The sequence below is a fragment of the Photobacterium rosenbergii genome (assembly GCF_003026455.1).
GTDB lineage: Bacteria > Pseudomonadota > Gammaproteobacteria > Enterobacterales > Vibrionaceae > Photobacterium > Photobacterium rosenbergii.
Genome location: NZ_PYMB01000001.1, coordinates 289,681 through 315,607 on the forward strand (window position 1 = coordinate 289,681; position 25,927 = coordinate 315,607).

Annotated in this window: 19 protein-coding genes; 7 read left to right on the forward strand and 12 right to left on the reverse strand. The window is 46.3% G+C overall.

All coding sequences use genetic code 11. The features are described 5' to 3' along the window. Positions 1-6: 6 nt before the first annotated feature. The 8 genes from C9J01_RS01405 to malT form a co-directional block, all read right to left on the reverse strand. The gene (locus tag C9J01_RS01405; protein ID WP_107296321.1) at positions 7-1,290 is read right to left on the reverse strand and encodes an LssY C-terminal domain-containing protein; all 1,284 of its coding nucleotides are present in this window, start codon (positions 1,288-1,290) and stop codon (positions 7-9) included. Positions 1,291-1,293: 3 nt separating this feature from the next. Then, entirely contained in the window at positions 1,294-2,025 is a 732-nt protein-coding gene (locus tag C9J01_RS01410; protein WP_107296322.1) for a glycosyltransferase, read from the reverse strand. Positions 2,026-2,093: 68 nt separating this feature from the next. After that, the gene (locus C9J01_RS01415; RefSeq protein ID WP_158264472.1) at positions 2,094-2,927 is read right to left on the reverse strand and encodes an alpha/beta fold hydrolase; all 834 of its coding nucleotides are present in this window, start codon (positions 2,925-2,927) and stop codon (positions 2,094-2,096) included. Next, positions 2,920-3,993 (reverse strand): M14 family zinc carboxypeptidase, encoded by a 1,074-nt coding sequence (locus C9J01_RS01420; RefSeq protein ID WP_237156834.1) that lies wholly within the window; start codon positions 3,991-3,993, stop codon positions 2,920-2,922. The genes C9J01_RS01415 and C9J01_RS01420 overlap by 8 nt, the downstream gene beginning before the upstream one ends. 176 nt (positions 3,994-4,169) lie before the next feature. Continuing rightward, entirely contained in the window at positions 4,170-4,451 is a 282-nt protein-coding gene (locus tag C9J01_RS01425; RefSeq protein ID WP_107297381.1) for a D-fructose-6-phosphate amidotransferase, read from the reverse strand. Between the two features lie 143 nt (positions 4,452-4,594). Continuing rightward, entirely contained in the window at positions 4,595-5,239 is a 645-nt protein-coding gene (locus tag C9J01_RS01430; protein WP_146157053.1) for a hypothetical protein, read from the reverse strand. 137 nt (positions 5,240-5,376) lie between these two features. Continuing rightward, positions 5,377-6,054 (reverse strand): DUF4336 domain-containing protein, encoded by a 678-nt coding sequence (locus tag C9J01_RS01435; protein WP_107296325.1) that lies wholly within the window; start codon positions 6,052-6,054, stop codon positions 5,377-5,379. A gap of 30 nt (positions 6,055-6,084) precedes the next feature. Then, positions 6,085-8,793: an HTH-type transcriptional regulator MalT gene (malT, locus tag C9J01_RS01440; RefSeq protein WP_107296326.1), complete on the reverse strand. Its 2,709-nt coding sequence runs from the start codon at positions 8,791-8,793 to the stop codon at positions 6,085-6,087. Positions 8,794-9,273: 480 nt separating this feature from the next. Between malT and C9J01_RS01445 the strand changes: the two genes are divergently transcribed. From C9J01_RS01445 to C9J01_RS01465, 5 genes are all read left to right on the forward strand, one after another. Then, complete coding sequence (locus C9J01_RS01445) at positions 9,274-11,733, forward strand: glycogen/starch/alpha-glucan phosphorylase (RefSeq protein WP_107296327.1); 2,460 nt, start codon at positions 9,274-9,276, stop codon at positions 11,731-11,733. Between the two features lie 87 nt (positions 11,734-11,820). Then, the gene (malQ, locus tag C9J01_RS01450) at positions 11,821-14,004 is read left to right on the forward strand and encodes a 4-alpha-glucanotransferase (RefSeq protein ID WP_107296328.1); all 2,184 of its coding nucleotides are present in this window, start codon (positions 11,821-11,823) and stop codon (positions 14,002-14,004) included. A gap of 16 nt (positions 14,005-14,020) precedes the next feature. Next, entirely contained in the window at positions 14,021-16,204 is a 2,184-nt protein-coding gene (gene glgB, locus C9J01_RS01455) for a 1,4-alpha-glucan branching protein GlgB (RefSeq protein WP_107296329.1), read from the forward strand. Positions 16,205-16,415: 211 nt separating this feature from the next. After that, the gene (locus C9J01_RS01460) at positions 16,416-17,369 is read left to right on the forward strand and encodes a patatin-like phospholipase family protein (RefSeq protein WP_107296330.1); all 954 of its coding nucleotides are present in this window, start codon (positions 16,416-16,418) and stop codon (positions 17,367-17,369) included. 212 nt (positions 17,370-17,581) lie between these two features. After that, entirely contained in the window at positions 17,582-19,159 is a 1,578-nt protein-coding gene (locus C9J01_RS01465; protein WP_107296331.1) for a methyl-accepting chemotaxis protein, read from the forward strand. A gap of 87 nt (positions 19,160-19,246) precedes the next feature. Here the strand turns inward: C9J01_RS01465 and C9J01_RS01470 are convergent, their stop codons facing one another. After that, positions 19,247-20,896, reverse strand: a complete 1,650-nt coding sequence (locus tag C9J01_RS01470; protein ID WP_107296332.1) for an ABC-ATPase domain-containing protein — start codon at positions 20,894-20,896, stop codon at positions 19,247-19,249. A gap of 202 nt (positions 20,897-21,098) precedes the next feature. Between C9J01_RS01470 and C9J01_RS01475 the strand changes: the two genes are divergently transcribed. Further along, positions 21,099-21,338, forward strand: a complete 240-nt coding sequence (locus tag C9J01_RS01475) for a hypothetical protein (protein ID WP_107296333.1) — start codon at positions 21,099-21,101, stop codon at positions 21,336-21,338. A gap of 61 nt (positions 21,339-21,399) precedes the next feature. On the opposite strand, the gene C9J01_RS01480 is transcribed toward C9J01_RS01475, so the two are convergent. Genes C9J01_RS01480 through C9J01_RS01490 form a run of 3 tightly spaced genes read right to left on the reverse strand, consistent with a single transcriptional unit; the run spans position 21,400 to position 23,730 of the window. Then, a complete protein-coding gene (locus C9J01_RS01480) occupies positions 21,400-22,737 on the reverse strand; it encodes an ATP-binding protein (RefSeq protein ID WP_107296334.1) in 1,338 nt (445 codons plus the stop codon). After that, on the reverse strand, positions 22,727-23,386 hold the full coding sequence (locus C9J01_RS01485) for a response regulator transcription factor (RefSeq protein ID WP_107296335.1): 660 nt from the start codon (positions 23,384-23,386) through the stop codon (positions 22,727-22,729). The genes C9J01_RS01480 and C9J01_RS01485 overlap by 11 nt, the downstream gene beginning before the upstream one ends. Then, positions 23,383-23,730: a PepSY domain-containing protein gene (locus C9J01_RS01490; RefSeq protein WP_107296336.1), complete on the reverse strand. Its 348-nt coding sequence runs from the start codon at positions 23,728-23,730 to the stop codon at positions 23,383-23,385. Before C9J01_RS01490 ends, C9J01_RS01485 begins: the two co-directional genes overlap by 4 nt. A 269-nt stretch (positions 23,731-23,999) precedes the next feature. On the opposite strand from C9J01_RS01490, the gene C9J01_RS01495 reads away from it, so the two are divergent. Next, positions 24,000-25,886 (forward strand): methyl-accepting chemotaxis protein, encoded by a 1,887-nt coding sequence (locus tag C9J01_RS01495; RefSeq protein WP_107296337.1) that lies wholly within the window; start codon positions 24,000-24,002, stop codon positions 25,884-25,886. The last annotated feature ends 41 nt before the right edge of the window (positions 25,887-25,927 follow it).

The following is a 25,927-nucleotide window of genomic DNA, read 5'->3' on the forward strand; positions in this document are numbered from 1 at the left end:
GTCTTGCTAGATAGATTGAATAATAGCGATGTTACCATCACTGAAATAATGGCTGGACTTTGAAAAAGCGACGGGCTCACCAAGCCTTCTTAATTTAGTCTTCCAGCCTAATGCCTCTGCATTCTTCATCAGGGTGTCGCGCTCATTATCTATATCCGGATCAATACCATGCAGAACCGTGATGAGTCCTTTGTAATGAGCAAGCTTGAGGCTATCGTCATAGCTGATTGAAGCAAGCCAAATATCTTCATTTGTTTGTTGTGACTTACCTGCAAACCACCACCGAATATGTCTCCGATTAATTAAGTCACCTTTAATTTGGTAGGCCAACAATTGTGGCTGTTGATTCCAATATAAATCTGAAATTGGGGGCTGTTTATCTGCAATCAATTCAAGGTACTGTGATAAATCGAGTTTATTTCGGGAAAAGGTTTTGTTTTCAACCCAGCCTAGTTCCTCCATCAAAATACTAGGGTGTCCCCCCTGCAAGATAATATTGATAGGTTGTGATTTGTACACCGGTGATAATCCTGGATACACCGTGTAATCGAGCTTGGCCAGCGATACATTTTCTTCCAGTATCGTATGGCTATTCCTGGCTTGTGCTTGAGAGATCCATTCGATGCTATAGGCTTCACTATGGAAAAAATGGTAGTAGTTAGCCGAGCTCATTGCAGTCAGCCAGCAAAAAGTCATCAGCAACCACTTACGCCAGCGATAGAGTCGATACAGGATGAAAGAAGCTAACGAAGAAACCAGGCAGGCGGTGAGTAAGACACTATGTTCTTTAAAGAATAGCCCTACCGTTTCCCAGCTTGGGAGTATCTCAATACCCTTGCCGATAAAGAATCCAGCAAGTGTAAATTGACCAACGCCCAGAATTAAACCAATAGAGGAGTATAAGGTAAACGTTGACCATCGCATGGCATAGCTACCGGCGATAAAGGGCATTATCCAAGCGACAGGGCCAAGTAGCCTTGACGCTGTGACAATCCAAGGTCCTTTTTTTCGCAGGATCAAACGTGTTTTGGCGATCGGTCGTTTGGTTTTACTGAACTTACGTATCAACCAACGTCGTCCCTGTGAGCCACATCGGCGACCAATGAAGAAACTTATTTGGTCACCGATAAAGCCCCCGGCAAGTACGGCCAGTAAGCCGTATATAGCGCCACTGCTTAGTAGGTAACCAGCAGCAAGCAAGAATGGCTCACCAGGAAAGAATAGGTTGGGACCGATCAGGGCATCGAGGAAGCTCCCTCCAAAATACCACCACCAAGCGACGTCATGCATGACTTATTTTGCATCCTTGTAATGATCAAATTGGTATTCCATTTCGTTGTTGCGCATTTCACCCAAGAAGAACCGGCGTACGTTAGCTTTCAAGTAGGTCAGCCCCATTTTTACAAAGCCATCTTGCTCCAAACGACGAGGGTCGAACCAAAAACTAACCGGGATCATACGGTAACGCCATGTCTTTGCGGCACGATTTGCATAATCGCAGTCTTCACACAAGACGATGGTCTGATCAAAACCGCCGATCTCACTGTGGACACGCTTGGTTGAGAACATGCAGGCTCCGACGGCTGTCGGGAAGAAAAAGGACGTGGTAAACAAGCCCGCGTTGAATACTCCGTAGCCTAACTTGTAGCCCACTGATAAGTCTTTAGCTGCCATATAGGCACCGGCAACTTCTAGCTTGCGGTTATCCAGTTCGTAAAGCGCGTTGGTTAGGAATGTCGGGCTTAAGCGGACGTCGGCGTCAAGGAACAACAAACGCTCATGTTTAGCTATCTGTGCGCCGGTATTACGGCCAAGACTCGTTCCACGTTCATTCATTTTGTGGACGGTTAAGCTCGGTAAAGCTTGCTCAAAGCCTTTGGCGACTTCACAGGTGTTGTCTTCACTGTTGGAGTCAACAACGATAACTTCGAACTGCTGATGGCTTTGCTTGCTCAGATCGTACAGTAGTCGGCCAATTCGTTTTTCTTCATTCAGTGTGATAATCACAATACTTACAGGTGTCATAACTCTCTCCAGTTTTCGTCTTAACTGGGTGTAGTTTGCAAGCCTGTGATTGAATTAATGCTGAGGGCTTAATTCATATTGGATTCATTTTCCTTTAAAGCGCTATTTTGCCGTTGGTAAAATAGAGTCACTTTATCGAGTAGCCAGCTGGGATCGTCAGACGGGAGATCATGACCTGCTTTAGGATGAACCATCATCGGAATGCCCCAGTGCTGAGCTAATGTTTTACTGCATGAGATATCGACCAGCGCATCATTCTGGCTGCCGATAAGTAAGGTTGTAGGTGGTGGTGATGATTCAAACTTGAAGCGACTCGCAGCATAGAGTTGTCTCAAGGTATTGGTAGTAGAGACAGGGTTAGCTTTAGACCATTCAATCCAAGAGTCGACAAGCTCGGCGGGTGATTGGCGTGTTGTCATATCGAAGATTAACGACTCTCGTTGCTCTTTTGGAATGAAGAAAAATTTTAGGATGTTGTTGTACTGTTGCCACTTAAGTCTTTTATAGAAGGGGGAGTAGTTACTAAGGCTAGAGTTAATCAAGATTGCAGAATGCACATCCTGCGGATACTTTCGCATCCACTCTAATGCAATCATTCCTCCCATAGAAATTGCTATGATATCGACGCTTTCAGCGGCTGATTCTGTCGGTGACTCAATGGATGAAGAAGACAGGAAAGAGCTGATTTGTAATTTTAAATCATCGACCATAGCTGAAATGCTAGTCGGAGACACCTCTTGGTGGCGGAAACCATTGCCTGCAATGTTCAATGCGATGATTTTACGCTTGGGAAAAGCCTGTTCCAGCATATCGGCAAATCTACCCCAATGACGAGTTTCCCGAAGTAGCCCTCTAAGTAACAATATCGGACGATGATGGGGTTCAATAGTTGTTCTATTCATAGGTGTTTTTGCGTTGTTCGGGTGCATGTTGGGGATACCAAAGCAATTTTGCTTGGTGGGAAAATGTGTCATCGTCTTCACTCTGATACCAATGTTGATAAGAGTAGGTTGCGTTTATCAAAAATTCTGTAAGCGTCAAGTGGGTACGAAGAACACGTTGAATTCGATGCGGTTTTATAGGATGAAATAGGCCAATACGGTCGAGTAATTGTAATGGGTTCTTCCTGACCCAGCGCCAAGATCCCATTTCTAATGTGATGGGAAGAAGATGTTGCTGGCGGCTTTCAGCTATATCATAGAGGTAATCCCATAAGTCTCCATGGCAGGTGTAATGTTTGGTTTGGGGCTCAAATAAATAATTTTGATGGGGGAATGCATTAAAGAACATCTCCCTTAAGTGATACAGGGCGCCAATTTTCGAAATCGGGTGAAGCTTACTTCGCGCATAGGGAAACCACAGCCTATCTTTAGTTCCGAAGCCGGAGTGGCAGTCCAGTGCCAAGGTAAATGGGCTCGAGCCAGTAGCCTTTAGAACTTCATTGGTTAGTGCTTGTGACTCAATTTCCATCGCTTGTTGTGCTTTGCCACGATACCACGGGATATATTTAGATATGCGATGTCCCCCAACTAACCAAGCGGTTGACTCTGCGCTGTCAATTGGGGCATTTCTCATCAAATCAACATGATTACCGTTGGAGCGATACCGTTTTGCCATTCCAACTGGGTTCAACAAAGGAATAAACACAAGTTTAATTCGATTTAGCTTTTGATTAAGGGACTCATCCCAGTGAAGGCGTTGACATAAACTATCCAACAGGGAGATGACGACTTGGCTACCTATACGCTCTAAACCATGGACACCCCCCACAAAAAATAAACACGGGGAATGACTATCAATGGCGCCTATGCTGATCTTGTAGATGGGTAAGGGGATATTATCGAGGTCGGCATAGCTCACGACATCGATAGAGGAATTCACGTGGTGTAGTGTGGGCAATGAATGATTAACTAGCGCTTCAAGCTGCATGAGCTCGGGTAATCTTCGGTATAGGCCTTCTTTTATCAATGCGCTGCACTCCTTCGCCAAGCTCTATGATCCGATTAATAAGAATACTATCTACAAGGTATGACAAGCTAATGTCAGTATAGAAGCGGCGCATTACGATGAGAATGGGGGAGGAGAGAGCAATCACTACCAACTAGACGGAGAGCAAATTTAGTTGGCAGCAATTTCAGAGAGCATTAGTGGGATTGGCTGTATTTCTTGGCTGACTCTAATTGATACTCTTCAATATCATGTACCCATTTCGGGCGGTTGATGAACCTTGCAATCGCGAAGCCCGGTAATACAAAGAAATACAGCGGTAATGCTTCATGTAAATACGTATTGGCTAGCACTTCTTCATGTGTGATGAAGTTTAAGGCAGCGAGAGCACTAAAGATTAAGCCAAGTACAACAAGAATTGCAGAGATCACCAAGCCTATGCCTAATAAATCTCTTAAATAAAGCCTAGAAGCATTCATATCCATTTCCTCATACAAATGATCGAGGATAAATATACTCCTATCCATACCTTCTGTTGTGACATTAATCACATATGAAGTTCGGCTGAACCATACTTATTAGTTTATTGATATAAGGCAAATTATAAGCAATTTTTAGCGTTCTAGAACGTATAGCGAACACCTAGTTGATAACTGGTCATTGAGAATTTATCAATGGTCGAATATGAAAAATTAGCTTCAATTTTCATATTGTTAGAAACGTTAAATACATTCCCCAAGCGGTATTCATTAAAGGTGTGTTCAAACTGATCGGTACGGAATGAGGGTTCAACCAACCACAGATCAAAAGGGGTATAGCGTAGACCTGCCTCAATACTTGCACCTGTTTCACTGTATTCTTTGTTTTTGTAGCCGAAGGTTTCCCCTTGCTTTAGTTGAAGGTTTGCGACACCCAATGTTGTAAATAGAGAAATTGATTGTGATACCGGTTGATAAAAGCCGATCCCCACATTTTGATGAGACAGTGAGAACTGGTTTCGCTTAGACAATTCGATTTTACCTGCAACGTATAATTGATGGGTAAAATTCCAACTACCTTTTAAATATGCGCCAGCCATGCTGTCGGCGACAGACGTATTTTCTTTGTCGTTATAAAAGTAATGTGAACTTGTGAACTTGTCGCTTAGCGCTGTGTATTGGAAGCCTCCACTAATATAATCAAATTCCGTTGTCGGTTGTTGTGAGTATGCGAGTGGAGAGGTTAGGAGAAGGGGGAATATTGTAAGTGATCTAAGTTGGATTTTCATGGGTGTATGTATGGCAACAAGTAGAGACTGTCGCCTATCATATACCCATTAAAACAATGTTCAATAAAGCAAGTGAACATTGTTCGTATTAAATTGTAACCGTTATTGTATTAAAAGGAATACATAGTGTAGTTACACTATAAAGCCCACTTAAACGCATTATGAAAGAAAGCCTTACCATCAGTTTCAACATTATGGCCGTGAGACAAGATGATGCGGTCGAAAGGCCAAGTCAGTATCTCTTGCAGTGACTGCCTGAGTCTTGTTTTGTTTTGGAAGGTCCAACGCCAGTACAGCGGCATGGCAGGGTGCTGATAGCAACCGTTGGCTAATGCCAGCGCCATGGTGAAAATATTGCTAGAAGGCCGAAACCATGCAAGGGTATCACCGACGATCAAGGTGTTGGAGACTGGATCGCAAAAGATCACTTCCTCCATCCGATCGCTCCCCCTTAATAATGTCTGGTACAGTTGGTGCTGCCATATTTGCGGGCTGTGGGCACTGAGAGCATCATCAAAGGCGAGGTCTGTTCGTTTGGTCTGAAGTCCAGGCGGTGCAAAAAAATAAGCTTCAGGGTAGGCGAGCCACCATTCGGACAAAAACAAATGGTGATTCATATTTGGTGTCACAATCGCTTGAATAGCACCGAGTTGGCTGAGTTCAAGCTGCAATGCTGTTGTTAATTGGATCGGGGAGTGGATAAGCAGTTTGCCATTATCAAGCCTGATGACTGTCATCCTTGCGCCAACGGGAATGCCATTCAACTTGAATGGCATATCACGAGTCCAGAGCCGATCCTTGCTCCATTCTTCCATATGGTCATCCTTAACCAGTTTTAAGGGGGCTTAGAAGCCCATTAATTTCAATAAATTTTCTGCTGTTTCAATGGCCTGCTGTCGATTAGCGATGTTGAGCTTTTGATACAGGTTGCGAATGTGCGTTTTGATGGTCGTTGATGCTACGTCCAGCTCAGAGGCAATTTGCTCGTTGCTATATCCTGTGTAGATTAAGCCCAGCACCTGCCATTCACGTTGGGTTAGTGGACTGGTACGAATGAGCTCAGGCACGTCAGGAAGGTTAAGTAGCTTCTCGACAAAGTTTTCATCAAAGTGAACTGAACGGTTACGCTCCTTGCTCGTCATTTCCCTAAGTAACTGACGGGCACGGTGAAGTTCCAGTTCATTAAGCGCTTTGGTATCTACCAACTCTTGGATGAGATCACAAATCTGATTACCGTCGCAAAGGAAGATCCCAACCATGCCGGTACTGTTTGTGAGTTCAAGCGCTTGCTTCATCTGCGCTAGGGCTAAATCCCTACGCCCCTGACGTTTACTTAGTACTGCTTGCACTACAAGATTACGGTTTTTGTCAGTGATCAGGTTGTGCTTATTACAGCTCTCATCGAGCATAGTGAAGATAGTTTCAGCACGATCGTAATCACCAATGTTGACGCAAGCACGGCCAATGTTTCGCCATTGCAACTGCTGGAAGTGGTTGCAGGCCGCTTCAGGTTGTTCTGCATGGAGCAACCATTGCTGAATGCTCTCCATATCACCGGTCAGTTGCCAGTAGAGCAAATTAGCCAAGTCAGTATTAGCACGCCAGTCGATATGGTAGATGGAACGGCTCATTAGGCTGTTACACAGATCGAGATAGCGGCTTGCTTTGTCTTGTTCGCCACGGGTGATCGCAATACGGGCGAGCATCGAGTATGCATGGAGTGACTTGGTCTCGTCATATGGCGCAAGCACTTCCAAACTCTTTAGCGCTGACTCTTCAGCTTCTTCCAAGCGATTCCAACACCACAGGATCTGCGCACGAAGGCGTAGAAGAAACTCGTGCAAAGGTACCTGTTGTAAATGTTGCTCTTTGACCAGTTTGAAAGCCTGCTCAAGGAGTTCATAAGCATTTTGGACATAGCCTTGTGCCAACAATATTTCAGCTTGCTGAAGCAGTGCCCACAATGCCTGATGATAGACATGGTATTGGCGTGCCATCTTTTCGGTTTGCTGCATCATTGGCAGTGCACGGCTAAGGTTACCCAAGCAGTGGTGGACTTCACCAACCACCGATGTTGCGACGATTCGGCTGCGGTAAGTAGTAGATGGCAGCTGTCCTAATGCTTGCTCAGACAAGATTAGTGCATCATCTGGTTTACCTTGGTTGATCGCTACCTGCGCGCGCAGGGCATTGAATTCACCTTGTAAGGCGTCATTGAGTTCGATATCACGCTTGGCAAATTCGGTTTCTGTCTCCGCAATCATATCACCCACATCGTTATATAGGTGCTGGCTTTGAAGAAGCCACATGTGAAGTAGGTTCAGGCGAGGTTGGCTATAGAGCTCTTCGGCATCGATTTGATTCAAGGCGTCTTGTAAAAGCTTCATCTCACCGTGGTGGAACATCTCCCAGCCGAAATCACACAAGATATTAATCACCAGTGCAGTATCTTCACACTTTTGCGCATGGAGCAGGGCTTGTTGAGGCGAGTTTTGCTTCAACCATGCTTTTGCGGCCAGTGCGTGCAACTCAGCCCTTTGCTGTGGGATCTGGGAGTAGCGCTGGTGGCGGAGGAATTCAGCAAACAGGTTGTGGAAGCGGTACCAATTGCTATCACCTTCAAGTGTATTGAGGAATAAGCCAAAGCGATTTAGAGACTCCAATACTGCTAGCGCATCACTACGCCCCGTGAGATCAGTCACTAATTGCGCATTGAACATATCCAATACGGAACACTGCAATAGGAATTGTTGTGTTTCGCCATCAAGCAGATCAAACACTTCTTCTGCAAGGTAATCCCACAGATGGCCACGATTAAAGTTTGCCATAGATTCGGCAGACTCAACCAAATTGTGTGGTTTTTGCTGTGCGTGCAAAGCAATCAATTGCAAAGCTGATGGCCAGCCTTCCACTTGATGGTGAAGCGTTCTAAGTACAGCTTCTTCAATGTTCTCACCGATACGCTTGTCGAAAAAGCGGGTGGTTTCCTCTTCATCAAATGCTAACAAATCGTTGTCAACTTCGATGAGCAGATCGCGAATGCGAAGGTTTGCCGTGCCAAGCGGTGGCAACGTTCGACTGGTAACTACCAGTGTCAGGTTGTCTGGCATATGCTTAAGGAAGAATCGGAGCCCATCGTGAATATCATCATTGTTGATGAGGTGGTAGTCGTCGAGGACAACATAGGTTTGTTCGTGGTAATCCGCTAATTCACCAAACAGTTCGCTGAAAAGTGTGGACAGACAAGCAAACTGACGACGTTCAGCCATAGCTTGGGTTTTCAAGCAGGCGTTATTCGTCGCTTTGTTGATGGTTTGCAGTAAGTAATTGGCAAAACGGAAGGTGTCGTTGTCATTTTCGTCAATGTTGAACCAACCGGTATGCGGGTGCTCATTCAACCATTGGGCTGCCATGGTTGTTTTGCCATAGCCCGCAGGTGATCGAAACAGCACAAGACGATAAAACGGGGCCTGCTCTAGCGTTTCCAGCAAACGGGGACGCAGAATTGCATTATGAAGGCGTGCCGGACGAGTTAATTTAGATGGTATCCACATAGTCTTGCTATCTTATTGTGAGGTTTCAGTTCCATTGTTGCTCAGGAGCGTTGCTCTGAATGAACCATGTTATCTGAGCATTTATGCCATGTAATCCTGATTATCATTTCAAAAAATTGCAGTGAGGCATTTGATCTAGATGATAACTTTGACAGCGCATTAGGTTGAATTCAGCAAAAGATGTCAACTCATCCCTATTTTTATGACACAGTTCACATATCTCTGATTTTTCACCATCTTGTATCTGTCCAATTGCACATGAAAAGGTAGTCTGTATTTGTGACTTTAAATGCATATGGATGGGCGTTTAAGTCTTTCTACACCCCAGAATTTTGCATTGTGTCACATAAAGTGGGGGAGATTCATAACTACGCCCCTCCCACTCATCCCTACTCCTCCCTAGTTCGGGAGGATGTTAGCGCTGATAAATACAGGCAACATTGTCAGCAGTTGGAAATAATCCTAGAGCGAGATTGAACCATGCCTAAGAATGGTCAGACACAACAATTTGATAAAGCCGCTTTCCAAGCAGCAGTAGAAAAGCACCTTACAACAACTTACGCTTCTACAGCAGAAACTGCGACATCTCGCAGTTGGTATCTAGCAATGGGCAAAGCGCTGGCAGAAATCAGCACGGGTAGCCTATTGGCCACAGAAAAGAATCTTGCAGAGCAGAAAGCTCGCAGTGTTAACTACCTTTCACTGGAGTTTCTGATCGGCCGCCTAACCGGCAACAACCTAATCAGCATGGGCCTATACGAAAACGTTGCTGACGCAATGGAAGGAATGGGCCAAAACCTAACAGACCTTCTTGAAGAAGAGCGTGACCCAGCATTGGGTAACGGTGGTCTAGGTCGCCTAGCGGCTTGCTTCATGGACTCACTAGCAGCACAGGAATACCCTGCAGTAGGTTACGGCCTGCACTATGAGTACGGTCTGTTCCGTCAGTCTTTCGTTGATGGCCGTCAGGTCGAAGCACCGGATGCATGGCGCGGTATTGAAGGTTACCCATGGGAAGTTCTGCGTCCAGAATTGACCCAAGAAGTTAGCCTATACGGTCATGTTGAAGCTTACACTGATGAGAGTGGCGTAGAGTGCCGTCGCTGGGTACCTGCAATGACTGTTGAAGGTGTTGCATGGGATCTACCAATCGTTGGTTACGACAACAAGAGTGTTTACCCACTACGTCTATGGGAATGTCGCTCAAACGCGCCGTTCAGCCTAGCGCGCTTCAATGACGGTGACTACGTAGGTGCACAGTACTCTGCTCTTGAAGCAGGTAACGTGACCAAGGTGCTATACCCGAACGATAACCACGATCAAGGTAAAGCCTTACGTCTAATGCAGCAGTACTTCCACTGTGCTTGTTCGGTTGCTGATATCCTACGCCGCCACGAAGCTGCAGGTAACTCTATCGAGTCACTATCTGAGCTTGAGACAATTCAGCTAAACGATACCCACCCAACTATCGCTATCCCAGAGCTAATGCGCATCCTTCTGGATGAGTACAAACTAGGCTGGGACAAGGCGTGGGAAATCTCTTCGAAGACCTTTGCTTACACCAACCACACACTACTTCCAGAAGCACTGGAAACGTGGAGCGAAGCATTGATCCAGCAGATGCTACCGCGTCACATGGAGATCATCTTCGAAATCAACCACCGTTTCATGAAGCTGGTTGAGCAAAATTGGCCAGGCAACAACGAAGTGAAGCGTAAGCTTTCTATCATCCAAGAAGGCCCACAACGCATGGTTCGCATGGCTAACCTGTGTGTTGTCAGCACATACGCTGTAAACGGTGTTGCAGCACTGCACTCTGAGTTGGTTAAGCGCGATCTATTCCCTGAGTTTAACGAGCTATTCCCAGGCCGTTTAACTAACGTTACTAACGGTGTAACGCCTCGCCGTTGGATCAAATACTGTAATCCAGGCCTTTCTGCACTAATCAGTGAGAAAGTGGGTGATGACTGGCCGGCAAACCTTGAGAAGATTGCAGGCCTAGAGAAATTCGCTGACGATGCAGCCTTCCAGAAGCGCTACATGGCAGTGAAGAAAGAAAACAAGCAGCGCCTAGCTAACTGGGTAGAAGAGAACATGGGTATCGAGCTAGATACTGATGCAATTTTCGATATCCAAATCAAGCGTCTACACGAATACAAGCGTCAGCACCTGAACCTGCTGAACATCTTGGCGCTATACCACCGCCTATTGAACGACCCAACGTTCGATATGCACCCACGTGTGTTCTTCTTTGGTGCGAAAGCAGCACCGGGTTACGCACTGGCGAAAGACATTATCTTTGCTATCAACAAGGTGGCAGAGAAAGTGAACAACGACCCACGTCTTGGCGGCAAGCTGAAAGTGGTATTCATTCCTGACTACCGCGTAAGCCTTGCTGAAATCCTGTTCCCAGCAGCTGATGTTTCTGAGCAGATCTCGACTGCCGGTAAAGAAGCATCGGGTACGGGTAACATGAAGTTCGCAATGAACGGTGCACTGACTGTCGGTACGATGGATGGTGCAAACGTTGAGATGCGCGAAGAAGTGGGCGACGAAAACATCTTCATCTTCGGCCTATTGGTAGATGAAGTACAAAAACTGAAGCAAGAGGGTTACGACCCTTACCGTTACTACCATGCTGATAGCCTTCTACGCGCAGCACTGGACTTGTTAGAGACCGATGAATTCACACCAGGCAACCCTGGCCAGTTGGCGGCAATCCGTCACAACCTACTGGACGGTGGTGACCCTTACCTGGTACTGGCTGACTTTGCCGATTACGTGAAGACGCAAGAGAAAATCGATGCGGAATACCGTGACCAGAAGACATGGGCTCGCAAAGCCATTCTGAATACGGCACTGATGAGCAAATTCAGCTCAGACCGTAGTATTCGAGACTACGCTAACAATATCTGGAAACTAGAGCCGGTTTCACTATAACTGCTCTAAGCTGCAAAAAAAGTACGAATTGATATCAGCAAAACTTTAAACATCGTAGCGGCCGCAAGGCCGCTAACGGAGAGAACGATGAAAGACGATCAAGTATTAAAACAAGTCGCGGACATGGTCGGCATTGCCGATAACTATGTCAGTGCTTGGGGGGATGAGGCGCAAGTTGACAGCGATACAATCCGTCGCCTGTTGGCAGCGCTAGGTTACGACACCAAGAGTGATGAAGCTTTGCTGGAATCAGCAAATAAAAAGCTACGCCCTGATGTGCTAGCACCGGTTAAGGTGGTTCGCAAAGGTGAGCCGATGCACATTGAAATGCATTTGGGCCAAAGCGCACGTATCAGCGATTTTAGCTGGCGCTTGGAAACAGAGCAGGGTGATGTGCTGGAAGGCTGGCTACAGTCTCAGCTTGTCTCTGACGAGCGCGCAGACGGTGGTACGTTGGTTTTCGCATTACCGGATGATCTGGCATGGGGTTACCACAAGCTTGAGGTGTTCCGTAAGCGTCGTAAATCTCCTTTTGAAATGACTTTGATCGTGACTCCGACATCTTGTTACAAGCAGGAAGATCTGCTTAATAACAAGAAGCTTTGGGGTACCAGCGTTCAGCTGTATTCAATCCGTACTAACCACAACTGGGGTATTGGTGACTTCGGCGATCTTAAACAGTTGGTTGCTGACGTTGCTGCCCGCGGTGGTGATTTTGTGGGTTTGAACCCAATCCACTCCTTATTCCCAGCTAACCCAGAAGGTGCGAGCCCATACAGCCCATCTTCACGCCGTTGGCTGAACCTGATGTACATTGATGTGAGCTCTGTAACTGAGTTTGCCCAGTGTGATGAAGCACAGCAACTTGTCGGTAGCCCAGAATTCCAGCAGCGTTTGAATGAAGCGCGCAACGCGAATTGGGTGAACTACAGTGAAGTGTCTTGTCTGAAAATGGCTGTTCTGCCTCTGTTGTTCAATACGTTCAGCGAGCGCCATCTTGAGAAAAACACGGCACGTGCACAGAAATTCCTGCAGTTTGTAGAAGACGGTGGCGAGAGCCTGCTTCACCAAGCAGCGTTTGATGCATTGCATGCAGAGCTGAAAAAAGAAGACGATAATACTTGGGGCTGGCCTGTATTCCCTGAGCAGTACCGTCACTTTGATAATGCAGCTGTACAGACGTTTATCAAGAAAAACTACGCTCAAGTACAACTCTTCATGTACTTGCAATGGCTAGCTGATACTCAATTAGCAGAGGTTAATGAGTTGGCTGAAGAGAAGGGTATGACAATTGGTCTATACCGTGACCTAGCCGTTGGTGTTTGTGACTCTGGCTCAGAAACTTGGGCTGACCACGGCGCGCTATGTCAGGACGTGAGCGTGGGTGCACCGCCAGATATTCTTGGTCCACTAGGCCAGAACTGGGGCCTTCCGCCGCTGAACCCAGACGTACTTAAAGAGCGTGCATACGAGCCATATATTCAACTGCTACGCGCTAACATGCGCAGCTGTGGCGCACTTCGTATTGACCACGTACTTGGCCTACTTCGCCTATGGTGGATTCCAAAAGGCGAGTCAGCGAAAAACGGTGCGTACATGTACTACCCAGTTGAAGATATGATGTCGATTCTGGCGCTTGAGAGCCATCGTTACCAATGTACGGTTATCGGTGAAGACTTGGGTACGGTACCTGATGAAATCGTTGATAAGTTGGCTACAGCTGGTATTCACTCATACAAAGTGTTCTTCTTCGAAACTGCAGAAGACGGCGGCTTCTACTCACCTAAGCACTATGCTGATCAGTCAATGTCTGCACTGTGTACTCACGATATGCCAACGCTACGTGGTTTCTGGCACTGTGACGACCTTAAGATGGGCGAAGAGCTTGGTTTGTATCCAAATAAGGAGCAATTGGCAGGTTTGTTTGATAGTCGTGCCGAAAGCAAACAAAAAATCCTTGATAGTTTAGCTTGGCATGGTTATCTTCCTGAAGGGGTTGGGCATAACGCTGCATATGTGCCGATGGATCAGCACTTAAGCGAAGCCATGCAACTCCACCTAGCTGCCGGCTCTAGTGCTTTGTTGAGCCTACAGTTGGAAGACTGGCTAGAAATGGACAAGCCGGTCAACATCCCGGGTACCGTTGATGAATACCCGAACTGGCGTCGTAAGTTATCGACCACATTGGATGATATCTTCACCCGCCAGAATATTGTTGACTTGACTCGTCGTTTAACCGAAACACGAGCAGAAGCATCAAACAATAAGTAATATCAGGAGTAATGCGTTGGACACATCTAAAGTGACCCGCAGTGATAAGGAATACATGCAGCTCGAGAGAGCTGCATTTTCAGACCCATTTTCATTTTTAGGCCCTCAATATCAGTCAACTGACATTGCACTTCGCGTGTACATGCCTGGTGCTGATTCTATTGAAGCAATAACTGAAAACGGTGAACGTTTTACCCTCGCACGCGAAGCTGATAGCGGTTTTGTGCTTGAGGGTGATTTCGATTTTACCACTGCACTATATCAACTTGTCGTTAACTGGCCGCAAGGCGAACAAACGATTTGCGACCCTTACCAATTCCACAATCTGATTCAATCAGGTGAAGCGTTGGCAGACCCATCACTGATGCACAGTGAAATGGGTGCCCAGCTAGTCACTCTTAATCGTGGTAACTCTTCAATTTCCGGTGTACGTTTTCTTGTCTTTGCACCGAATGCTTCAGCGGTAAGTGTTGTTGGCCATTTCAATGCATGGGACGGTCGTCGCCACCCAATGCAACGTCTTGATGATGGCCTTTGGGGTCTGTTCATTCCTGAACTTGAGGAAGGCACCCTATATAAATTTGAGCTGAAAGACAGTGCAGGTGAGGGGTTACCTCACAAAGCAGACCCATGGGGCTATTCGTCGGAGCAGTATCCGTCATTTGCCTCTAAAGTTTTCGACCAAGCGAAATATGATTGGCAAGACAGCGCATGGCAAAACCGTCCGGTAACTGCCAAGCACCAACAAGCCTTGTCATTCTATGAGCTGCATGCTGGTTCATGGCGCAAGAACGCTCAGGGTGAGTTCCTCGACTACCGTGAGCTCGCTGATGAGCTTATCCCGTACCTAAGCGAAATGGGCTACACCCATGTTGAACTGATGCCGGTTTCCGAGCACCCGTTCTACGGTTCTTGGGGCTACCAGCCAATTGGCCTGTTTGCACCGACAAGTCGTTTCGGCTCACCGGATGACTTCAAGTACTTCGTTGATCAGTGTCACCAGGCAAATATCGGTGTTGTTTTGGACTGGGTTCCAGCCCATTTCCCATCAGACGATCACGGTTTGGCTAACTTCGACGGAACCGCGCTGTTTAACGACCCGGATCCGCGCCGAGGCTGGCACCAAGATTGGAAGAGCTACATCTACGATTACGGTCGTGATCATGTTCGCCGTTTCTTGGTTTCGAATGCGCTTTTCTGGTTCGAACATTACCATATCGATGGCTTGCGAGTAGATGCAGTAGCATCAATGCTTTACTTGGACTACTCCCGAGAGCACGATCAGTGGATCCCTAACCACGAAGGTGGCAACGTTAACTTTGATGCAGTGAGCCTGTTGCGCTGGGTGAATGAGGAAGTTTACCGTCATTACCCGAATGCGATGACTATTGCTGAAGAGTCGACAGCCTTCCCTGGCGTGACCAAGCCAACTGATATGGGCGGTTTGGGTTTTGGCTTTAAATGGAACATGGGTTGGATGCACGATAGCCTTTCCTACATCCAGGAAGAGCCAATTCACCGAAGCTACCATCACAACACCATTACTTTCCCAATGGTATATGCATTTAGCGAAAACTACGTACTCTCTTTGTCTCATGACGAAGTGGTTTACGGCAAAGGTTCAATGCTGGACAAAATGCCGGGTGATGAGTGGCAGAAAACAGCAAACCTTCGTGCATATATGGGTTATATGTATGGCCAACCTGGCAAGAAGCTTAACTTCATGGGTGCAGAAATTGCCCAGAGCGCTGAGTGGAACCACGACGGTCAGCTAGAGTGGCACTGGTTGGAGTATCCTCGCCACAGCGGTATGCAGGCATTGGTCAAAGACTTAAATGGCCTTTATACCTCAGAACCTGCGATGTATGAGCAAGACTGTGATCCGGCTGGTTTTGAATGGCGCGTCCAGGATGATGCCGATAACAGTATTCTTGCCCATGAGCGTATTGCTCTTAATGGTGACAAGGTATTGGTCGTATCAAACTTTACCCCGGTACCACGTCAAGGTTATACCCTCGGTGTGCCGGTTGAAGGTGTGTACGAGCTACTGCTAAATACCGACGATAACAAGTATTGGGGTAGTGGTGCAGATGTCAAAGATGTTGTTGAGACTGTGCCTGTCGAGTCGCATGGCCTTGAGCAGTCAATAAGCCTAGACCTGCCTCCGCTCTCGACGGTATTTATGCGCTTCAAGCGCTAAGCACCAATAGATTCGTTACTAAATGCAAACCCATCACTGATTAAGTGGTGGGTTTTTTCTTTCTATCTCACCACTTTCAATAATCCTTCGTCTTAATCTTTGTGATTCCCATACAAATCACTGTTTACTAAAAAACTTAATGTAAACTTAGTGTTACCTCGATATACCGAACCGCAAGACAACAAAGATCTTGAAGCCAAGGGAGTTAGCAATGAATAGCACCGTTTCATCGGCCAAGTTCCGTCAATTCGTTACTGTATTGTTTTTGCTATCTTTATCCGGCTGTTCAACAACCAATGAATATAACGGCCTGACAGCGGTTGATATAAAGGTGGTGGCAAACGAAGAGTCTGCGCAAACTGGTCAATTGAGTGCGGACAATATTGATAAACCCAAGCTAGCGATTGCTTTTGGCGGAGGTGCATCTCGCGGCATGATGCATCTTGGGGTGATGAAGGCATTAGAAGAAGAAGGGATAAAGGCAGATATCGTGACTGGCACATCTGTGGGCTCCATTGCTGCAGCGTTGTACAGCAGTAATGAATACCTTGATGTTCAGCGAAAGCTGTTTGAATTTTCCGAACATGAGATAGTTGATATTAACTTTTCACGCAAAGGGCTGATAAAGGGTAAAGCATTGGCAAAGTGGGTGAATAAGCACACCGGCTATGAAGATATCAGTGACCTGCCTATCACAACAGGTATTGTTGCTACCAACCTGACTCAGCAGAAGGCTGTTATGTTTACGGAAGGGGATATTGGCCAAGCGGTACAGACATCATCAAGTGTACCTGGTGTGTTTGTTCCTGTTTATCACAATGCAGATATTCTTGTTGATGGAGGCGTATTGTCTCTGGTTCCGGTTTATGCTGCCCGCCAACTAGGAGCCGATATTGTCATTGGGGTCGATGTATTCTGTAGTTTGCCACCACCGCTTAGATATACGGCCATAGATACTATGGCGAATACTTTTTGGATCCAGAGTTGTATTGCAACTAAGGAAGAAATCGATAGCGCAGATATTGCACTTGCTCCAGTGTCACCTGATCCGAGCCTAGTGAATTTTGGCGGCTCATCAGAGCGAACCGCAGCCATGGAGGTTGGCTATAAAGCGATGAAGGAGGTACTGCCTGAGCTCAAGGCCATGTTAGGTAGACCTTATTAATTCAATTTTTTTCATGAATTTCACGTTTTGCTATCCCTGATAGGAAAGGGAAAGAATGATTGAAACCGCTTTTGTTTATTTAGTGTCAGATAGTTATTTAATATAAATCAACTATCACGATTGGAATGGGTGTCACAATACGGTGTTATAGCAAGCATTAATTAGCTTGCCCTAGAACCATTTCACCGGAATAAAAATAATAAGTGACAATAATGACAGCGGAAAACACACATTTTGAGAATACTTCACCCCAAGGAAGGGAAGTCGAGTATTCAGCCTCTTTGAATCTAATCTCAACGACGGACCCAAGCAGCACGATTACTTATGCCAACAGTACTTTTTGTGATGTGGCTGGTTACCGTAACGAAGAGCTTATTGATAATCCCCACAACCTTGTTAGGCATCCCGATATGCCTAAAGCGGCTTTTGCCCAACTTTGGCAGTATGTCAAAGGAGGTAAAAGTTGGATGGGGTTGGTAAAGAACAAATGTAAAGATGGTAATTACTATTGGGTTTCAGCTTTCGTAACCCCGATAGTCAATAGTAATGGCCAGATTGTTGAATACCAATCTGTACGAAGCCGCCCAAGCAAAGATGAAGTGAAACGCGCGGAAGTGGCTTACAAAGCACTCAATGAGGGAAAGCAAGGTACAAGTCGTTTTCGCTTTAAGCATGGGACTATGTTGACTATCCTTTTGGCATTCACGGCTGCAGCTGCCATGTACCATGCTGCAGTTTCTGGTTCAGGAGTTTCAATGGCTATCTTAGTTGCAACTATTTTGGGTTTATTCGTTAATCTAATGGCCCAGAAGCGGTTGCAACAGATAACTCAACTAGCCCATCAAGCCTATGATAATGCTTTGATGGAAAAGATTTATACTGGCAAATACGACGATTACTCCGGGGTGGAGCTTGCGCTTAGAATGCGGCAAGCAGAGCTTCGTGCTATTGTCGGCCGAGCCAGTGAAACATCATCTGATATCCTTCTTTCTGCCGAAGATGAGTTTGCTAACACTCAACAAGTTAAAACCAACTTGCAACAGCAGGCGTTGGCAACGGAACAGGTTGGGGTAGCCATTGATCAAATGGCCTCGACGGTTAAAGAGGTTGCTGAGAGTGCAACTAATGCCTCGGATATGACCGTAAAAGCGCAGCAGGTCGCCAATAGCGGCCAGATGAGAGTCGAGGAAACCATTTCATCGGTCAATGCGCTCCATAAAGAGCTGGATGACTCTAAACGTGTAATCAATGCATTATCAGAAAGTAGCCGCCAGATTGAAGGGATCTTAGATGTTATTGGAACTATCGCTGATCAAACTAATTTACTGGCGCTGAATGCGGCGATCGAGGCCGCTCGAGCAGGTGAGGCGGGTCGAGGCTTTGCTGTTGTAGCTGATGAGGTCAGATCGCTGGCACAGAAGACGCAATCCTCAACAGGCGAGATCCACCAGATGATATCTCAGCTTCAGGATATTGCCGGTCAAGCTGCCGCTGCTGTTGAAAGAGGAGGCGAGCAGTCCGAGCATTGTCGCCAGCAGGCGTTAGCTATGGGTGAACAGCTAGAAGAGATTAATCGAGTATTGGATTTAGTCACAGATAGCAGTCATCAAATTGCTGCTGCGGTTGAGCAGCAAGCGGGAGTGAGTGTTGACATCGCTGAGCATATCCAGAAGATAAACGTGTTAGGCAGTGAGACAGAAAAATCGAGTGATACTTCTGTCGAGAGTACCCGAATGCTGGTTGAGCGCTTGGAAGGCCTTCAAAGATTGATGAGTCAGTTCCAACGATAGCAAAGTATTTTTCCATCTCTCTTTATAAAAAAGCCCACAACGTGTGAATGTTGTGGGCTTTTTATTCGGTCGAATTTAGCTCGATGCTTACTTGAACTCTGCCTTACGCATACGGTTCAATACTGCCATAACTTCAATTACGCGTGGTTTAGCGATATCACCGTAGTTTGGCATAGTTCGGAACCACTCATCGCTTGCTAGCATTTGGCTAAATGCTTTGCTTGGCGCCTTCTCCCAGCCTTTACCTTGGGCAATTTGGAACCATAACCAACCGATAGCGTGTAGTTGGCTTGAATCGGCTACCTGCTCCAAGGCTTGTAGGTCAATAAATTCACGACCAAAGCGCATAGAGGTTTTGTCTTTCACCTGAATTCGGAACTTACCGTCTTCAAGCTGAGCTTTTAGACCTGCACGGTTAAGCTTACGGGTGCGAGGGCGAGTGATCTCGGTGCTACCTTCTAGCTGACGGCGGGTAGGATGTGAAGCAACAACCTCTTTGGCTTTCTCTGTAACATCCAGTGCTTGGTAGTTGTGCATTTGAATCACAGTGTCCGCCACATCTAGATAGTCACCAGAGCCGCCCATAACAAGCAGTACAGATACATCAAGCTGATCACGTAATAGCGAAATGCGGTCTACAAGCGGGGTAATTGGCTCATCATTTTTCGCTATCAGTGCCTGCATACGCTCGTCACGGATCATGAAGTTCGATGCCGAGGTATCTTCATCGATCAGCAATGCATTTGAGCCAGACTCGATCGACTCTTGTAGCCATGATGCCTGTGAGGTTGAACCTGAAGCATTCTGGGTAGAGAACATGCTGGTGTCTTTGCCCATTGGCAGGTTGCTGATGTATGGCGTTAAATCAACGTTGTGTACACAACGGCCATCTTCGGCGCGGATCTTTGAGGCTGATTCATCGGTCACGATGTACTCTCGGCCATCACCAGGGATATGGTCGTATACAGAGTTTTCAATCGCGTTGAGTAACGTCGACTTACCGTGGAAGCCACCACCGACAATCATAGTGATGCCTTTAGGTACACCCATACCACGGATCTTGCCACGGTGTGGTGCTTCAAGCTCTACAGCCAAGCTTTCCGGGCTAACAAATGGGATAGCATCGGCCATTGGCTGATCGCTATTACCAGCTAGACGTGGCAACACACTGTCGTCGGCAACAAACGCCATCAAGCCTTTGTCTGCCAGTTGTTTACGTAGCGCAACCTGATCTTCAACCGTTTCACAGTGGCGCTTTAGCTCGTCCATCGGCAGTTCACGTGCAATCGTGGCGCGACGGATGATTTTAGGCATAGTGAACGTCAACAAGTTTGCTGTTTTCTTCGCAATGATGGTACGGCCATCGGACGGCAGGTTGACACGGAAGCGAAGTTCAAGAGCATCATCATCAAAGACAACGGCAGTACGGTCCAGAACCGCTTGGCCCGGACGATCAATTTGGATCTCATTAATCTGCTGTGCCAGCTCAGCAAACTGACGGGCAATAAAGTCACGTGCTGCACGCTGGTAATCAGGAGACTGTTCTTTCAACCACTCAAGATCGGTTAACGACCATTTACGGCGGGCACGGACACGAGATGCCGGGGCAAAGGGATCTGATTGAGTGATATCAATGAAGAAATCGAAGTCAACGAAATGGTATTCACCGCGTAAGCTGGAGTAGCTGCGGTAATTATGACGGTCAATTTTATGTAGTTTTGCTTCGAGTAATTGCATGTCGCCTCGATACCTTCGTTAGAAATTCCGGGGGCAGGATTCTACACTAAACGCCTTGAATAAGCATATAAAGTTTGTTGTTAAGGGCTTTTTTTCTTCAGATAGCGTTGAAAGAAAGCCCGACCCTCTACCATGGTCTAATTGAGCAATGGTTGTTTATGTCATTAAATCAGAGTGTAGATGATGAAAAAGGGAGTACACCATGCTGCAGGTATCAATGACAGTTGCTGAATATGTATTGATTTTGGCAGGCTTAGTCTTAGTCGGAAACGGGATCATTTTATATGGCCGCCGAACTAGCGATTGGACAGGCGTATTGAAGATGTTTTACAACCGTATTGGTATGTCAGCCGTGGAGTTCAAATGGTATCGGTTAGGTGTCGCCGCTTTGGTGTTGGGTGTGATTATCAGGATAGTTAACCTAACTTTTTGGCCATCATAAAGACTGATCTGGTGAGGAGCCACCAGATCTTGCTTAAATTAGATAAGCCTTGGAAATACTTTTACTTCCTTGGTTTAGGTAGTGTAATGGACGCTTTCAGTCCACCAAGCTGGCTTCTACTCAGGTTAAGTTCACCCCGGTAGCTATGGGCTAGCTCATTGACAATATTCAGTCCTAAACCCGTCCCTGGCGTAGTTTCATCAAGCCTTACACCACGCTTTAGGGCATTTTGATAAGCCCCGTCATCAATACCGGGACCATCATCTTCAATGACCACCATCACTGTGTCGGCGCTTTGTTCAAGCTGGTGGACCCTAATGAGGCTTTTCGCCCATTTGTAGCTATTCTCGATCAAGTTACCGATGATCTCATCAAGGTCGCGCTTTTCGATAGCCACAAGTAAATCACTGTCTAATTCGTTGACAAGCACGACTCCTCGGCTTGCGTACACTTTATCCATTGCCATTGAGATAGCATCAACACGAGGGGAAGGTGCCGTCTTAGCCGATAGGATGTTAGTTGCTCCCGCCATCCTTGCACGTCCAAGGTGGTAGTCGATATGTTGTTGCAACTGCTGAAGTGAAGGCTGTAAGCGAGACTGCTCTTGCTCGTTTAAGTGGGCGACTTCATTGTTCAATACCGCTATTGGTGTTTTTAACGCATGAGATAAGTTACCTGCGTGATTTCTGGCCCGCTCTAGTATCTCTTGATAGTGGAAAAGCAGGGCATTCAAATCGTCCACGACAGGGCGTATTTCAGCAGGGTATGTTCCACTTAACTCTGAGGTTTCCCCCTCTCGCACTTGCTTAAGGTTTTTCTGCAACCGGCGAAGTGGCCATAGCGACCAACTGACCTGGAGCCAAATCAAACACAGTATGCCGCCAGCCATGATTAGCAGAATTAGCCAAAGCCCACTGGTGAGCTGCGTTAAGGTTTTTAGCAATCGCTCTTGGCTTATCGCAACGGTCAGGGTGACAGGGTCATCCAGATCGGGAAGAAGGATATCGCGTGTTAAAACAATCAATGATTGCTTGTCTGGACCTACAAAGCCAGATTCTTTATCTCCTGAAATACGGGTATCCCACAGCGAGCGGGAACGAAGCTCCGTATCTGCAACATTCAAACTCCAGTAAAGTCCACTATAAGGCTGTTGGAAGCGAGGATTAGACAGAGGTTTTGGGGGGATAACATTACCATCACTGTCAGTATCAATTTGTGCTGTTAATTCGTCTAAGTAGATATAAAGTTGGTGCTTCTCCTGATCAACCAAGTAGGTTTTGATGAATGATGGCATCAGGTAACCGGCAGCAAGGGTTATACCTAATAACCAAACAGCCGCAGCAATAAGCAAGCGGCTGCGTAGGCTAGGTAGAGGTGTTTGTGGCGCTCTAATCTGCATTGATACGGTATCCAAGCCCTCTAACTGTTTTAATGACATCACCACCAATTTTACGTCGAATTCGACCAATGAATACTTCGATAGTATTGGAGTCACGGTCAAAGTCTTGCTTATAGATATGCTCGACTAATTCAGTACGAGAGATAACTTTATCGGCATTGTGCATCATGTAGGAGAGCACTTTAAATTCTAGCGCAGTGAGATCAATGCTTTCACCGTTATGCATCACCTTTGAGGTGCGTGTATCTAGGCTTAAGCCACCAACCTGAATCACTGGTGAAGCATTACCTGTTGAGCGGCGAACTTGTGCTCGCAGTCGTGCGACAAGCTCAATCATTTGGAAAGGCTTGGTTAGATAGTCATCAGCACCGGCGTTGAGCCCTTCAACGCGTTGTGTAAGTTCATTTCGAGCACTGAGGATAATCACTGGACATGTGACATTCTCATCACGAATGCCTTTGAGCACGGTAAGGCCATCCAATTTCGGGAGGCCCAAATCGAGCACAATGCCATCCCAAGGCTCAGAAGTCGCACGGTACAGGGCATCAATGCCATCAGAGGAAAGCTCGGCGACCCAGCCACTTTGTTCTAAACCTTCAACAATTTGTTCGCCCAAGGCTTGTTCATCTTCAACGACGAGTATTTTCATTGTTCTACCTTGATAATATTTTCAAGACCCCGGCCTTTTATCTCCAGAATGGTCAACGTCTGAGCATCATATTCCACTTTGACAATATTATTGTTGGGGTCAATAAGCTTTAATTCATAAATCCAAATGTCATCATCTTCTTCCAGCTCGACGCGGATAATACGGCCATGGAGTTGTTCGCTGACTTTGGTTTTTAAAGATGAGAAAGGCTGTACCAGCCCTTGTTGAACGGCCCGCATAACGTCGTCGTGATCTTCTTCAATTTCCAATTCAACGTTTGCAAGCGCTGAAGAAACAACGAAGAGAAGAGACAAAAGGATTATGTATTTGCTTTTTCTATTCATACATTGAATTGTAACTGATTGTACGTGAACCGAAAATGAATATAGCGGATTGATTTTATATTGTATGTGCGAAGGCCAACAAAATATTAGGAACACCTTGAGTTTTACAAGGTATTGGTCGTTATAGGTAAAATGGCCGATTAGGAATATCTATGCATATTGGCATGATGTTAAATGAATAAACTCAGATTTTTTAGTGGTAGATCATGAATTTAATTCGTGCCACACACTATAATCGCACCAATTTTGTTTCGAGATAAAGGGAAGTCATGCAATTATCGTTAAAAACAAAACTTTTACTGTCGAGTTTTGTCGCTATTTCTATCACCGCTATTGCCTTAGGCGGTTTCTCCTACCAGACAATGAAAAATCAAGCGTGGCAGTCGATTGAAAGCGAAAGTCGCAATACATCAGTAGCAGTAACCAAAGGTATTGGTGATTGGCTTGAAAATAAACAAGCGGCAGTTAAAGCTGTGGTAGCAACGATGGCTACCAATAACACACCGGATATCGTTGAGCATTTAAAACAAATGCATATTTCTGGTGATTTCAGTTTGAGCTTTTACGGCAACCAGCAAGGTGATATGCATCGTCAAGATCCATCATTGAACCGAGCGGGCTATGACCCTCGCGAAAGGGGGTGGTACAAAGAAGCCTCAGCAGCGCGATCTCCAGTGATTACGGCGCCATATATGAGCCACACAATGCAAACCTTGGTTGTAACTCTTGCTGAGCCGGTAATGTCAGCTGGACAATTACAAGGTGTAGTGGGTGCTGATTTAGCGCTAGGCGATTTAATGCGTGATGTATTAAATATCCCAGTGCTTGGGGATGGCTATGCCATGCTACTGGACATGGGCAACCAAGTTGTTGTCGCTCACCCAAATGCCGATATGCAGCTCAAACCTATTTCTGAGCTGGGACTTAATGTTCAGTCGCTGCGTAATGAAATGCATGGTAATGGCTTTTTCTTTAGTGACTTTGATGGCCGCGATCGCGCAATAGCGATTCATGATGTCCCAAATTCAGGCTGGGCATTGGTCATGGTGATGGATAAGTCAGTGCTTGAAGCACCAATCCGTGACATGCTGATTGATGAACTGCTAATTGGCTTGGTGATTCTTGTTGTCGTTTGTGGCCTGATAAGCTTGCTATTGACAAAGCAGCTAAGCGAATTGAAGAAAGTCTCTGAAGCCTTGGCCGATATTGCGCATGGTGAAGGTGATCTTACAGCTCGTATCCCGGTAAACAGCCAGGACGAAGTGGGGCTGTTAGCCGATAATTTCAATCAATTTGTTTCCCATCAGCATGTGATGGCAACGAAATTACGAGACATTGCCATTGAATTGAACCGCAATGCAATGGAATCAGCCGCAGCTTCTACCCAACGTAGTCACAATATCCGACAGCAGCAGGATGAAATTACCATGGTCGCAACTGCTGTGACCGAAATGGCGAGTGCTACTCAGGAAATTGCGGGTAACGCAGAGAACACGGCTAAGACTGCAGAGCAGGCTGTCTCTTTGGCGGGGAGCGGTCACCGTCAAGTAGGGCAAAGCCAGCAGTCGATTGGCAATCTAGCCAATGAAGTGACTAATGCTGCCTCTATTATTGAAGATCTCAACGAGCATGCGCTTAAGATCAGCACCATTCTATCGACCATTCGTGATATTGCAGAGCAGACTAATCTACTGGCATTGAATGCGGCTATTGAGGCAGCACGAGCAGGAGAGCAAGGACGTGGTTTTGCAGTTGTCGCTGATGAAGTGCGTGTTCTTTCACAGCGTACCCATACCTCAACGGAAGAAATTCAAACCATGATTGAAACTCTTCAGTCGACCACTCATAACGCAGTATCAGTGATGAATGATAGTCATCAATTAGCAGATACCAGCGTTCAGGATGTCGATGCGGCGGGTGAAAGCATCAACAGCATTGCGAGTGAGATAAATGTGATAAGTGATATGGCGACGCAGATTGCTTCTGCTGCCGAAGAGCAATCGAGTGTGACGGCTGAAATTAGTCGTAATACAGAAGGGGTGCAGGAAGTTGCAAACCAGATGGCTCAAGAAGCTATGGAAGCCGCTCGCCAAGCTGAGACTTTGAAAGAGCTAGCAGGACAACTAGAGAAAGAAGTACAACGTTACAAGCTCTAAATCATCTTGTATTTCATCTTTTAAAAATCAAAGCCCCCGCA

Bases quoted from the DNA above. Each gene is read 5' to 3' on its own strand.
- C9J01_RS01405 (WP_107296321.1), bottom strand. From the start codon at position 1,290: ATGCATGACGTCGCTTGGTGGTGGTATTTTGGAGGGAGCTTCCTCGAT.
- C9J01_RS01410 (WP_107296322.1), bottom strand. From the start codon at position 2,025: ATGACACCTGTAAGTATTGTGATTATCACACTGAATGAAGAAAAACGA.
- C9J01_RS01415 (WP_158264472.1), bottom strand. From the start codon at position 2,927: ATGAATAGAACAACTATTGAACCCCATCATCGTCCGATATTGTTACTT.
- C9J01_RS01425 (WP_107297381.1), bottom strand. From the start codon at position 4,451: ATGAATGCTTCTAGGCTTTATTTAAGAGATTTATTAGGCATAGGCTTG.
- C9J01_RS01430 (WP_146157053.1), bottom strand. From the start codon at position 5,239: ATGAAAATCCAACTTAGATCACTTACAATATTCCCCCTTCTCCTAACC.
- C9J01_RS01435 (WP_107296325.1), bottom strand. From the start codon at position 6,054: ATGGAAGAATGGAGCAAGGATCGGCTCTGGACTCGTGATATGCCATTC.
- malT (WP_107296326.1), bottom strand. From the start codon at position 8,793: ATGTGGATACCATCTAAATTAACTCGTCCGGCACGCCTTCATAATGCA.
- C9J01_RS01445 (WP_107296327.1), top strand. From the start codon at position 9,274: ATGCCTAAGAATGGTCAGACACAACAATTTGATAAAGCCGCTTTCCAA.
- malQ (WP_107296328.1), top strand. From the start codon at position 11,821: ATGAAAGACGATCAAGTATTAAAACAAGTCGCGGACATGGTCGGCATT.
- C9J01_RS01460 (WP_107296330.1), top strand. From the start codon at position 16,416: ATGAATAGCACCGTTTCATCGGCCAAGTTCCGTCAATTCGTTACTGTA.
- C9J01_RS01465 (WP_107296331.1), top strand. From the start codon at position 17,582: ATGACAGCGGAAAACACACATTTTGAGAATACTTCACCCCAAGGAAGG.
- C9J01_RS01470 (WP_107296332.1), bottom strand. From the start codon at position 20,896: ATGCAATTACTCGAAGCAAAACTACATAAAATTGACCGTCATAATTAC.
- C9J01_RS01475 (WP_107296333.1), top strand. From the start codon at position 21,099: ATGCTGCAGGTATCAATGACAGTTGCTGAATATGTATTGATTTTGGCA.
- C9J01_RS01480 (WP_107296334.1), bottom strand. From the start codon at position 22,737: ATGCAGATTAGAGCGCCACAAACACCTCTACCTAGCCTACGCAGCCGC.
- C9J01_RS01485 (WP_107296335.1), bottom strand. From the start codon at position 23,386: ATGAAAATACTCGTCGTTGAAGATGAACAAGCCTTGGGCGAACAAATT.
- C9J01_RS01490 (WP_107296336.1), bottom strand. From the start codon at position 23,730: ATGAATAGAAAAAGCAAATACATAATCCTTTTGTCTCTTCTCTTCGTT.
- C9J01_RS01495 (WP_107296337.1), top strand. From the start codon at position 24,000: ATGCAATTATCGTTAAAAACAAAACTTTTACTGTCGAGTTTTGTCGCT.